Annotated in this window: 12 protein-coding genes; 6 read left to right on the top strand and 6 right to left on the bottom strand. The window is 60.6% G+C overall.

Annotated elements, in window-relative coordinates; all coding sequences use genetic code 11:
- Positions 1–19 precede the first annotated feature (19 nt).
- From BRA42_RS05990 to BRA42_RS05970, 5 genes are all read right to left on the bottom strand, one after another.
- Complete coding sequence (locus BRA42_RS05990) at positions 20–1,237, bottom strand: magnesium transporter (RefSeq protein ID WP_342770268.1); 1,218 nt, start codon at positions 1,235–1,237, stop codon at positions 20–22.
- Positions 1,238–2,191: a ribonuclease Z gene (rnz, locus tag BRA42_RS05985; RefSeq protein WP_292410908.1), complete on the bottom strand. Its 954-nt coding sequence runs from the start codon at positions 2,189–2,191 to the stop codon at positions 1,238–1,240.
- Positions 2,179–2,952: a sugar phosphate isomerase/epimerase family protein gene (locus tag BRA42_RS05980; RefSeq protein ID WP_292410907.1), complete on the bottom strand. Its 774-nt coding sequence runs from the start codon at positions 2,950–2,952 to the stop codon at positions 2,179–2,181. Before BRA42_RS05980 ends, rnz begins: the two co-directional genes overlap by 13 nt.
- Positions 2,949–3,497 (bottom strand): dephospho-CoA kinase, encoded by a 549-nt coding sequence (locus BRA42_RS05975; RefSeq protein WP_292410906.1) that lies wholly within the window; start codon positions 3,495–3,497, stop codon positions 2,949–2,951. Before BRA42_RS05975 ends, BRA42_RS05980 begins: the two co-directional genes overlap by 4 nt.
- Positions 3,498–3,647: 150 nt before the next feature.
- On the bottom strand, positions 3,648–4,346 hold the full coding sequence (locus BRA42_RS05970) for an anaerobic ribonucleoside-triphosphate reductase activating protein (protein ID WP_292410905.1): 699 nt from the start codon (positions 4,344–4,346) through the stop codon (positions 3,648–3,650).
- Positions 4,347–4,522: 176 nt separating this feature from the next.
- Here BRA42_RS05970 and thiC point away from each other — a divergent pair, with 176 nt between their 5' ends.
- Entirely contained in the window at positions 4,523–5,797 is a 1,275-nt protein-coding gene (thiC, locus tag BRA42_RS05965; protein ID WP_292410904.1) for a phosphomethylpyrimidine synthase ThiC, read from the top strand.
- 51 nt (positions 5,798–5,848) lie between these two features.
- On the opposite strand, the gene BRA42_RS05960 is transcribed toward thiC, so the two are convergent.
- On the bottom strand, positions 5,849–6,580 hold the full coding sequence (locus BRA42_RS05960; protein WP_342685807.1) for a class I SAM-dependent methyltransferase: 732 nt from the start codon (positions 6,578–6,580) through the stop codon (positions 5,849–5,851).
- 169 nt (positions 6,581–6,749) lie between these two features.
- Between BRA42_RS05960 and BRA42_RS05955 the strand changes: the two genes are divergently transcribed.
- From BRA42_RS05955 to fbp, 5 genes are all read left to right on the top strand, one after another.
- A complete protein-coding gene (locus BRA42_RS05955) occupies positions 6,750–7,166 on the top strand; it encodes a carboxymuconolactone decarboxylase family protein (protein ID WP_292410902.1) in 417 nt (138 codons plus the stop codon).
- 58 nt (positions 7,167–7,224) lie between these two features.
- Entirely contained in the window at positions 7,225–7,812 is a 588-nt protein-coding gene (locus BRA42_RS05950; protein ID WP_292410901.1) for a 5-formyltetrahydrofolate cyclo-ligase, read from the top strand.
- A 52-nt stretch (positions 7,813–7,864) separates the two neighbouring features.
- Positions 7,865–10,288 (top strand): CDC48 family AAA ATPase, encoded by a 2,424-nt coding sequence (locus tag BRA42_RS05945; protein WP_292410900.1) that lies wholly within the window; start codon positions 7,865–7,867, stop codon positions 10,286–10,288.
- 65 nt (positions 10,289–10,353) lie between these two features.
- A complete protein-coding gene (locus tag BRA42_RS05940) occupies positions 10,354–10,806 on the top strand; it encodes an Hsp20/alpha crystallin family protein (RefSeq protein ID WP_292410899.1) in 453 nt (150 codons plus the stop codon).
- A 254-nt stretch (positions 10,807–11,060) separates the two neighbouring features.
- Positions 11,061–12,158 (top strand): fructose-1,6-bisphosphate aldolase/phosphatase, encoded by a 1,098-nt coding sequence (gene fbp / locus BRA42_RS05935; protein ID WP_342770266.1) that lies wholly within the window; start codon positions 11,061–11,063, stop codon positions 12,156–12,158.
- Positions 12,159–12,248 lie beyond the last annotated feature (90 nt).

The following is a 12,248-nucleotide window of genomic DNA, read 5'->3' as shown; positions in this document are numbered from 1 at the left end:
ACCATTTTCTCATGTTTTACTACAACAGCAGGTTCATCACTGTCACAAGGGTGGCTGCGCCGATCAGGTCGATCAGGCTTGTGATGACAGGGATTCCGAAGTTGTCGGGATCGAGACCATACCGAAACGAAAGGCTGGCGGTTATATACGCCACGCCGTTCACCAGTGTCACGACGGCCAGACCTGCTACAAGGCTGATGGTGACCAGTACCCCGGGGCCGGGGCTGTTTAACTCCATGAGCACCGCCGCACCATGCGCGATGAGCGCCAGCAGTGGAAGCAGTATCAACGTATAGAGATAGGAAATAATAAAATGATGCACGACACCGCGCCCGGGGAGGAACGAGGGGTTGACTTCGCCGGTGTGCATCTCCGTCGATAGGCGCGATGCGAGGATGCCGCCTATCGATCCGAGTCCGCCCGTGAACGGCGGTATCAGGATGAGGAAGACCGCAAGCACAAGCAAGTTGTCCAGATTGAACGAGTAGGTCAGCCCGGCCAGCGTACCGAAGACGCCGAGCGGGATGAGGAGAGCGAGGTTCTCGCGGACGATGGCTCCCGTCCCCTCCGACCGGCGGCGGGTGTAGAGGAGCGTGGCTATGACGACGGCGACCACGACGACACCGAGCGCCTGGCGTGCCCCGGGGGAAAGGAGCATGACCGATGTCGCGGAGAGCATGAGGATCGGGAGCGTGACGATGTCTCCGGAGGTGGTGACGGTCGGTGCGGCGATCATATCGAGGTCGAGGCCGTAACGGTAACTTACAAGCGCAACGACCAGGGTGACTCCCGTCACCACAAGCCCGGAGACGATCCCGCTCACAACCGAGATCAGCACGAGGTCGACGACGCCCACCGTGGGAAACCCGAAGAGAAGACCCGCCGCGTAGGCGAGGATGCCGAGCGCGAAGGCCGTCTCGACCGTCACCACGAGCGAGGCACGGATATTATCGCCGAGGACCGAGCCGTCCCGAAAGTCGATGGAGAACTCCCCGAGGTGCATCGACGACGAGAGGCGGGATGCAAAAACCCCGGCGATGCTCCCCCGCATATTGATGGTCGACGGCAGAAGCACCATCAGGCCGGGGATCAGGCTGAGGACTTCACGGACGGAGCCAAGATAGATGCCTGCAATGCTTAAGGCAGCGGCGCTGGCGAGCAAAGCGCCAAGACCGGTCAGGATCAGGCGGTTCTGGCTGAAGAGACCCTGCCACATCACCATCACCGTCCATCGCAATCAACCTCGATACGGGACCTCCAGCACCGTCAGGTCTGCCGGCAGGATCACGTCTCCCTCATACTGTCGCTTTGCATCGCGTATATGGTTTGCTGTGCTCGTATACCGGGAGCTTATATGCATCAGGGCAAGCATACGGGCGTTTGTGGCCCGGGCGGCCTCACCGGCTTCACCGGCGGTGGAGTGCAGGACCTCCCGGGCGCGGTTGCTCTCCTGGTCGTCGAACGTAGCGTCGTGGATCAGGAGGTCGGCGTCCCGGATCATCGCCGCGGTCTCGGGCTGGTTCTGGAGCGGTCGGGTGTCCCCGGTATAGACGACCTTCCGTCCGGGGCGCGGCTCTCCCAGCACATCGACGGGCAGGACCTCGGTCTCGACGCCGTCGCGGACGATGCGGACCGCTTCCCCGCGTTGCAGCCTCCCGAAGAGCGGACCCGGCGGGATGCCGAGCGCAATCGCCCGCTCGCGGTTGAACCGGCCGGGCCGTTCATCCTCCTCCATCACGTAGCCGAGCCCGGGGATGCCGTGAGACGTGGCGAACGCCCGGACGGTGTAGCCGCTGAAGGGCACGACCGAACCGTGGTCGAGAGCGTGAGCGGTGACGGAAAATCCCCGGGTGTGGCGGTTAATCTTCTGCACGATCTCGACGAACTCCTCCACCCAGGGAGGGCCGTAGATCGGAAGCGGGTCGGTACGTCCCATGAACGCAAGGGTCTCGATAAGCCCGAAGACACCGAGGAAATGGTCGGCATGCCAGTGGGTGATGAAGATGGCGTTCACGGTGAACCCGGTCCGGGCGCGCATCATCTGCTGCTGGGTACCCTCCCCGCAGTCGAAGAGCAGGGTATCGGAACCCCGTCGGATCAGGATACAGGAGGGGTTTCGCTGCGGCGACGGGAGCGCACCCGCCGTACCGAGGAAGTGAACGTGCAGGGTCTCGCCGGCTATACAAACCACTCCCTGAATGCTGCAAGGCTCCGCTTTGCCTCTTCAAGCGTCCGGCCCTCGATCACGACCCGGCCGGAGTAATCGCGGGCAACGACCCACCCGACCTTCTCCCAGGCGATGGTCCCGTCGCCGAGGGCAAGGTGCTCGTCCGACTTTCCGTGGTTGTCGTGGACATGCAGGTGACTGGCTTCCCGGACATGGGCGAGAAACGCATCCACAAGACCGTTGGTGTTGGCATGCCCTATGTCGAGGGTGACCCCGATCCCCGCAATCCCTTCCGTGAGTCCGAGGAGTTCCTCCGGGTAGCGGCAGAGAAAGTCCTTGATGCTGATCATGTTCTCGACGCATGCAAGGACGCCGTGCTCCTCCGCATACTTCCCGATCTCGACAAGTGCGGTCTTCTGCATCTCCCAGACCTTCTCGGGGACGAGTTTTCCTACGGGGGAGACAAACCCGGGGTGAACCGTTACCCGGTCGGTCAGGTCGGCCGCGTAGCGGATGCAGCAGCAGGTCTGACGGATGGACTCGCGCCAGATGGGGTAATTCAGCGATGCAAGGTTTAAGTCGCTGTAGGGAGCGTGGACGGTCGCGAGTAGACCGGTGCTTTCGAGGTTCTCCCGGATGGCGGCGAAATTTTCGGGGTTGTCCAGGCGATACTTCCCGTCGGCAACGATCTCCCAGCCGGTGTACCCGATGTCCTCGAGTCCGAAGACCCAGTCCCGCGACTCCCAGACCTTGGATGAAGATGAAAAATACGGAATAAGACTCATGCCCTCCCTCCGAGACGGCGGAGCAGGGCACGGACCTCCGCGGTAAATTCTTCGAGCGTTCCCTCGTTCACAACGCGACAGTCTGCCAGGGAGAGGGCTCGACCGAGCCCCCACCCGAGCTCCCGCTCGTCGCGGACCCGGAGCTCGTCGGCGGTGAGGGTGTCGTCGGGCCGGCCCCGGTTCGCGAGCCGCCGATAACGGGTCTCAAACGAAGAGACGATCCCGATGAGCGTGAAGTCGGGGAAGTGCTCCCGAAACGTCGCCACCTCGTAGTCGCCCCTGATGCCGTCGACCAGGACCACCGGAGAGGACCGGGCCTCGATGGCCGGGATGGTGATCCGGGCGACGGCGTCCATGCCGAGGTCCGCGCGCAACTTTCCGGCGATCGTGCCGCAGTTTGCGTCCGTCACCGGAAGCCCGGCCTCTCTCACCCGGTCCCGTATCGCGTCCCCCATGACCACGACCGGAATCCCGAGGTCCCGGGCGATCTTTGATATCTCTCCTTTTCCGCTTGCCGGCATACCTACGATTCCAATGACCTTCATCGAGGCTTCTCCACTTTATATAGTATATCCAGAACAGCGGGCTGTGGCGGTCGCCGCAGCCATCTCCATAAACTTTGCGTTCCCGACGCTCTTATGCTTAACGTCACCGCTGCACCGGCAGAACCGGGAACGGTGCACCCGCCGGAACAGTCACCGCTCCGGGTCGTAGCGGACCTCTCCGTCCTCCCGTGTCCTTATCCGGACGCTCCGCCCGAGCGGTGCCGCCGCTGTCTCGAGTTCCGGCCGGGTCAGAGGAGAAAAACCCGGGGCGACTCCCTGCTGGAGCACGAGGTCCGTCTCCCCGACCGCCTCCGCAATGGACGGGAGGTCGCACTCGCGGCCGCGAAAGAGAGTGACCACGGCCTCGAAATCTTCGAGGCTGCCGTCGGCCCTCGCCTGCCTGCAAACGGCGAGCGACCGCTTCACGGCATCGACGGCCGCAAGCCCGAGAAGGCCGTCGTAGCGCTCCCACGTGGTCTTGATATCGAGCGCGATCATATCCACCAGACGCCGGTCGATCAAGTCCTCAAGCACCCCGGGGAACATCCCGTTCGTATGCAGGCCGACGGAGAAACCCAGAGTACGGGCGGCGGCGGCGAGGTGGACGAGCGCCGGCCCCTGCAGGGTAGGCTCCCCGCCGGAGAAGACCACGGCGCCTGCAAGAGTACGGGAGCCCCGGATCATCGAGAGGACCTCTTCAGCGTCGCGGGGGTCTTCGCCACCCTGGAGGGCGGCATTGTGGCAGTAGAAACAACGCGCGGGGCACCCCCGGAGGAAGACGGTGCAGGCCGCCCGCCCCCGCCAGTCGACGGTGCTGATCGGGATGAAACCCCCAAAATTAACGTACAACGGATCACCAGACGGTATACTGGTGCTCCCCGATCTCTTGTAAGCCTTGGCTTTCCGGATAGCGTAACAGGATCTGAATAAGGTAAAAACAATTTTACTTGAGGAGAGATCAACAATATCTTAGCCGGAATTGAAAAAACAAGCCTTTATCAACTCTTTTCTACAAACATATGGCCATGGGTCTCATAGAAGACGCACAGCGCGGCGTCGTCACCGAGGAGATGCGAACCGTCGCAGCAGCAGAAGGTGTAACTGAAGATTTCGTCAGGCGCGGCGTGGCCGAGGGTCACATCGTCATCCCGGTCTCTCCTTACCGGAAGGTAAAGATCTGCGGTATCGGCGAAGGGCTCCGCACGAAGGTCAACGCAAGCATCGGGACGTCCTCGGATATCGTCGATGTAGATATGGAGATCGAGAAGGCCCGGCAGGCCGAGCGTGCCGGTGCCGATACCCTGATGGAGCTCTCCACCGGCGGCGACATGACGGAGATCCGGCGCCGGGTCGTCGGGACGACGACCCTCTCGGTCGGGTCGGTCCCGCTCTACCAGGCGTTCATCGAGGCCGCCCGGAAGTATGGCGCGGTCGTCGACATGAAAGAAGACGACCTCTTCCGGATCACGGCGGAGCAGGCGAAACTCGGGACCAACTTCATGGCAATCCATACCGGGATCAACTACGAAACGATGAAGCGCCTGAAGAACCAGGGACGCCATGCCGGGCTCGTCTCCCGGGGCGGGGCCTTCATGACCGCGTGGATGCTCCACAACGAGAAGGAGAACCCGCTCTACGCTGAGTTCGATTACCTGCTTGAGATCCTCAAAGAGCACGAGGTCACCCTCTCGTTCGGCAACGGTATGCGGGCAGGCGCCGTCCACGACGCAACCGACCGCGCCCAGATCCAGGAACTGCTCATCAACGCGGAGCTTGCCGACAAGGCGCATGCAGAGGGCGTGCAGGCGATCATCGAGGGACCGGGGCATATCCCCATCGACGAGATCGAGACGAACGTCGTCCTCGAAAAGCGGGTTACGAACCGGAAACCGTTCTACATGCTCGGGCCCCTGGTCACCGACATCGCGCCCGGTTACGACGACCGGGTGGCCGCCATCGGGGCCGCACTCTCTTCCTCCTACGGCGCCGACTTCATCTGCTACGTGACGCCGGCGGAGCACCTGGCGCTCCCCACGCCCGAGGAGGTCTACGAGGGCGTCATCAGTTCGAGGATCGCCGCCCACGTCGGGGATATGATCAAGCTCAAAAAGCGGGATGCCGACCTCGAGATGGGACACGCCCGCCGGGACCTCGACTGGGAGCGGCAATTTTCAGTCGCGATCAACCCCGAGCGCGCCCGGGCGATCCGGGCCGAGCGGATGCCGGCCGATACCGATGCCTGCACGATGTGCGGGGACTACTGTGCGTTGAAGATCGTCGGGCGGCATTTCAACTTCTAAAGGATAGAAAGAAGGAGGGGGTTCGGCGGACTCTTCTCCCCATCACCGCTCTTACTTTTTCCCAAGTATAAAGAAATGCTTGCTATCCTGCTTTCTGCCTTCAAGGAAGCAGTCATTGGTGTGTCGAACGTCCAATAGCGTAAAATCTGAAAACAACCGGAGCACATCGTCCAGGTTCACATGAAAATGCGGGATATCCTTTTCCGGACCCTCATCGGTCTTCACAATCGTGTTTTCGTCCAGTCTGGGATACCCGGCCTCAGTAAACGACCAGGTCTCCTTGGAGCACAGCGTCAAATAAAACTCACCGCCGGGCTTCAACACTCGCTTGATCTCCCTCAAAATGACGTTCATCCCGCGGGTGTCGGTATGAGATGCGACGTGATATGCAAAGAGGCAGTCAAAAGAACTGTCTGAATACGGCAATTGCAGCATGTCGGCAACCCGGGTATCAATGCATAAACCTTCCCGGTTTGCCCATTCTCTCAGATGCCTAACCCCGTCGGATGATAGATCAAACGCCGATACGCAAAACCCGTAATTCGCAAAAAAAATGGAGTGGCGACCTAAACCGCAACCGAAATCCAGCAGATCTTTAAACCCCGCCTCCTTCCAGCGATAGGCGATATAGTGACTCTCTTCGCCGGGTATGAGCCATACATTATCCTTTTCAGCGTTCCAGTCCCAGGACTTCGATACTGACATTTTTTCGTTCGCCTCCGGGCATAACATCCGGACCGGTTTTGTAGCCCACGGATGTACCTTGAAGATCAGGACATACAATGCCGTCCATAACGCAGGTTTGACCTCATGGATATTATACCCATAGAGCGAACTCGCGGTTATCAATCGTGTACACCCCTACTTCATACTCGACTCCCGTACCAACGGATGCATACAAAAACCACACCGTTATCCTCCTCCCCGTTCACACTCATTACGAGGAGATCTCATGAAACCCGATACCGAAAAACTGGTGAGCGACTTTCTTACCCATGCAGACGATCTCGGCGACGATATCACGGAGGACATAAGAGAGATGCTCGGCGTCGTGCCGTTCATCTTCACCGTTCTCCGGGACCGGCCCGACACCTTCGCGCTCTCAGCCATCGCCGATTCCCGGATCGCCCGGCCGGACTCCCTCAACGCAAAAACCGCGGAACTGATCGCCGTTGCCGCCGCTGCGGGAGCAGGGGCGGAAAACTGCCTGAAAGTACATCTCGGAGCCGCCCTGAAGGAAGGGGCATCGCGCGACGAGGTCCTCGACACCCTCCTGATCGCCGCCATGGTCGGCAAAACCCGGGTCCTTGCGTCCTCCCTCCGCCAGTTCCGGGAGGTCTACGGCAAAGAACAGGGGGCGGAGGAGTAGGCCGCACACCCCGGGGCATGCATACTTTATGGTCTGATTCAGCCAAACCTTTTTCACAATGAGCCAGACAAAGGCGGCCCTCCGGGAGCAGGCAAAGGAGGCCAGGTCTCTTCTCTCGCCTCGAGCGATCGCCACGTACAGCAGCAGCATCGAAAGAAAACTCCTCGAACTTCTGAACGGATTTACGACCGTCATGGTCTATGTCTCAAAGCCCCAGGAGGTCCGGACAGACGACCTCATCATCGACCTGAACCGCCGGGGCGTGCGGGTTGTCGTGCCTCTCATCGAACGGGAGACCCGAAGCCTCCGCCTGTCGTATCTGCCGGACCCCGCGGTCCTTGTCCCGAGCACGTTCAACGTGCCCGAGCCGATCGGACACGAACTTCCGGCACGGCCGGGAGACATCGGGGTCGTCGTCATACCGATGCTTGCATTCGACGCCAGAGGAAACCGCCTCGGTTACGGTGCCGGGTATTACGACCGTTTCCTCTGCCGCTGCCCGCACGCGCAGAAGATCGGCATCGCGTTCTCCTGTCAGCAGGCACAGAGCATTCCTGTCGACGAGAACGACGTGAAGATGGATTACATCGTTACAGAAAAAGGGATTTACCGGGTGCAACGCGAGTGGGACAGTGAGAATATATAAATACTAGATAACACTTACTTATAGTAAACCATCCAAAGAGGAGATTGTTCACATGCCTAATACCGAATCCGTTGAGGTAACCATCAAAGAAGCGGCTCACGAGGATGCCGGCCGTGGGATCGGAAGACTGAGCATGGACACCATGAAGACTCTCGGTCTCGTCAGCGGCGACGTCGTCGAGATTGAGGGCCGTCAGAAGGCGGCGACGCTCATATGGCCGGGATTCCCGCAGGACACCGGCAAGGCGGTCCTGCGCATCGACGGCAACACCCGGAGCAACGTCGGGGCGGGGATCGACGACAAAGTCCGGATCCGGAAGACCGAAGCCGGATACGCGAAAAAGGTGACCATCCAGCCGACGCAGCCCATCCGCCTGGTGGGCGGGGAACAGTACCTGGGGAGAATCCTGCGGGGCCGGCCGGTCACCGAGGGGCAGCAGATCCGGGTCAGCATCCTCGGCAACCCGCTCACGTTCGTCATCGCCAAAGTGGCCCCGAAAGGCATCGACATCGTCACCGACAGCACCGAGATCGAACTGAAAGAGACCCCGTACGAGCCCAAGGAAGGGCAGCGCGAGGTTGTCGGGGATGTCCACTACGAGGATATCGGAGGGCTCGACCGTGAGCTCCAGCTCGTCCGGGAGATGATCGAGCTCCCGCTCCGGCACCCTGAACTCTTCGAGCGTCTCGGCATCGAACCCCCGAAAGGTGTTCTGCTCTACGGCCCGCCCGGAACAGGAAAGACGCTGATCGCAAAGGCCGTAGCAAACGAGGTGGACGCTCACTTCATCACGCTCTCGGGCCCCGAGATCATGAGCAAGTACTACGGCGAGTCCGAAGAGCGCCTGCGGGAGGTCTTTGAAGAAGCCCAGGAGAACGCACCCTCAATCATCTTCATCGATGAGATCGACTCTATCGCACCCAAACGTGAGGAAGTGAAAGGAGAGGTAGAACGCCGGATCGTCGCCCAGCTCCTGGCCCTGATGGACGGGTTAAAGACCCGGGGCAAGGTGGTGGTTATCGCCGCAACGAACCTCCCGGACCTCATCGACCCCGCCCTCCGACGCGGCGGCCGGTTCGACCGTGAGATTGAGATCGGCATCCCGGACACCAAGGGGCGGCAGCAGATCTTCCAGATCCACACGCGGGGCATGCCGCTTGCCGAGGATGTGAACCTCGACGACTATGCCCGCTCCACGCACGGTTTCGTCGGCGCAGATATCGCGCTGCTCGCAAAAGAGGCCGCAATGCACGCGCTCCGCCGGATCATACCGCAGATCAAGATCGAGGAGGAGATCCCCGCCGAGATCATCGACCAGCTCCGCGTAACAAACGAGGACTTCATCGAAGCGCACAAGCATGTTGAGCCGAGCGCGATGCGGGAGGTGCTCGTAGAGATTCCCGATGTCAAATGGGAGGACGTAGGGGGTCTCGACGACGTCAAAGCCGAACTCGCGGAGGCCGTTGAATGGCCGCTCAAATATCCGGAAGTATTCTCCTCTCTCGATACCGAACCCCCCCGCGGCATCCTGCTCTTCGGACCCCCGGGGACCGGGAAGACTCTCCTTGCAAAAGCGGTAGCAAACGAGAGCGAATGCAATTTCATCTCCGTAAAAGGTCCGGAGCTCCTCTCAAAATGGGTCGGAGAGTCTGAGCGCGGCGTCCGTCAGGTATTCCGAAAAGCGCGGCAAGCAGCACCGTCGATTATCTTTTTCGACGAGATTGACGCACTTATGCCCAAGCGCGGAGCTTATATAGGATCGTCACACGTAACTGAAAGTGTGGTAAGCCAGATCCTGACAGAGCTCGACGGCCTCGAGGAGTTGAACAATGTCGTGGTTCTCGGCGCTACCAACCGCCCGGACATGCTGGACGAGGCGCTGCTTCGCCCCGGCAGATTCGACAGGATCATCTACGTCCCGCCGCCCGACCGGGAAGGCAGAAAGAGGATCTTCGAGGTGTACCTCAAGAACAGGGAGATCCTCGCAAACGACGTCGACATCGACGACCTGGTCGAGAAGACCGAGGGTTACGTCGGCGCCGATATCGAGGCACTGGTCCGCGAAGCAAAGTTATCCGCCATGCGCGAATTCATCGCGGCGATGGGCGGAAAGAGCGAGGAGGAACGGCGCCGGGCGATCGGCAACGTGAGGATCACGAAGAAACACTTCGCGGACGCCCTCACCCGCGTGAGGGGTACGCTGGATCTCGACCGGCTGGAGGAGAACGAACGTCATTCCTGGGAGATCCTCTATAACCAGGAGCAGCGGTCGACGCTCGAGGATGCCGTCTCGACCGTTAACCGTGCCGGGATGCGGGAGACCGGAAAGGTCGAGCAGGAAGTCAAGGACCTGGCGCAGGCCCTCAAAGAGGCGGTCTACGCAAGAAGGAAAGACTTCGGGGAGATCAAGCGCCTCACAAAGGAGTTAAAGACCAGGATCGAACGCCCGCTGCCGCAGACGGCTACGGCGTTCTGACCGGGCGTCCCCAGAGGAGGGGGCTCGCCCCCTACCAGCAGTGATGAAGAAACAACGTGATGCACATGAGTGACAGTCCAACAGACATCTTCGAGCAGCTCAACGAACTGATGAAACGCCTCATGGAGCAGGGGCTCAAAGAGCAGGGAGACCAGAATAGGCCGTTCGCCTACGGGTTCAAGATCGTCCTCCACGATGCCGGGGCGACGGAGCCCGCCGTAGAGGATACTGAATCCACTGTCTATCCTGCAGAGGCCCAGTCAGAAGGGACCATTGAGCCGATAGCAGAGATGTATACGACCGACGATGACGTAACGGTGGCAGTCGATCTTCCGGGCGTCGAGAGGGAGGATATTCACCTGTCGCTCATCAACGGTACGCTGACGATCATCGCGGGCGCGAGCCAGCTGACCTCGGTGGAGATCCCGACCGTGGACCCCGACTCCATGCAGTCAAACTATAAGCACGGAGTCCTGGAGGTCAAGTTCTCCCGGGGTAAGCCCATCAAGATCGACTGACCGGAACCTGCCTGCCGGCCCAAACCCCGGCAAGGCCGCAACAGTTTTTTCTCCCATCGGGCATCCCCGATGATCTCGCCCGCCGGGAACACTAACCGGCGCATATGCTTCGAAAGGATCGGCCCGCCAGAAACCAGGCAAACCGCATATGCGGGTTTGCCGCAGCCAACGTTTTTCAAGACAACAACACCTACATATACGGTAATACCTATCTACTAGTCGTAAGGGCTACGCCCGCCAGGTAGTGTGATGAAATGGTTAAAACCACCGTGTCCGTAATTAAAGCAGATGTTGGCAGTTTCCCGGGGCATTCCCGGACCCACCCGAAGCTTCTTGAGGTAGCCGCCCGGAGGCTCAAAGAAGCGGAAGGCAGCACCCTCATCGACTCGTACGTCACCCACTGCGGTGATGATCTCGAGTTGATTATGACGCACAACAAGGGCGAGGACAATGAAGAGATCCACAAGTTGGCGTGGGACATCTTCATGGAGTGCGCCGGGATCGCGAAAGAGATGAAACTCTACGGCGCCGGCCAGGACCTGCTCGGCGACGCGTTCAGCGGCAACGTCAAGGGAATGGGACCCGGTGTCGCAGAGATGGAGTTTGAAGAGCGCGGTTCCGACCCGGTCCTGGTCTTCATGGCCGATAAGACCGAGCCCGGGGCATGGAACTACTTCCTCTATCGGATCTTCGCCGACCCCTTCAGCACATCCGGCCTCGTCATCGACCCGTCGATGCACCAGGGGTTCACGTTCGAGGTTCATGACGTCATGGAGAAGCGGAGGATCCGCTTCAACACGCCCGAAGAGTCCTACAGCCTCCTTGCGTACATCGGAGCTCCGAGCCGCTACGTGATCAAGTACGTCTGGAAGAGGGACGGCACGATCGCGGCGTCCACCAGCACCCAGCGGCTGAACCTGATGGCCGGCCGCTACGTCGGTAAGGACGACCCGGTCATGGTCATCAGGGCACAGAGCGGGTTCCCGTCGGTCGGCGAGGTCATCGACCCCTTCAGGACACCCATCCTCGTGGCCGGCTGGATGCGCGGCTCGCACCACGGACCGTTCATGCCGGTGGGCGTCTGCGATGCGAACTGCACCCAGTTCGACGGACCGCCCCGGGTCATCTGTCTCGGGTTCCAGGTCAGCAACGGAGAGTTGATCGGGCCTGCGGACATGTTCGACGATCCGGCGTTCAACCGCGTTCGCGACCGGTGTTGCGAGCTCTCCGACGTTCTCCGGGCCCACGGGCCGTTTGAACCGCACCGCCTCTCGCTTGAGGAGATGGAGTACACCACGCTCCCGGGCGTTGAGAAGCAGTTTAAGGACCGCTGGGAAGACCTTCCCGAGTAACTCACTTTTTTTCGAATCGGCCGGCGGGTGCAGAGGTATGCGCTCAACGGTGCCGCGACGCCTGCAACCAGTCATGGGGAAACCTTAATG

This window comes from Methanoculleus sp. UBA374 (genome assembly GCA_002508705.1).
GTDB classification, from domain to species: Archaea; Halobacteriota; Methanomicrobia; order Methanomicrobiales; family Methanoculleaceae; genus Methanoculleus; species Methanoculleus palmolei.
This window is presented reverse-complemented; position numbering and strand designations above follow the sequence as displayed.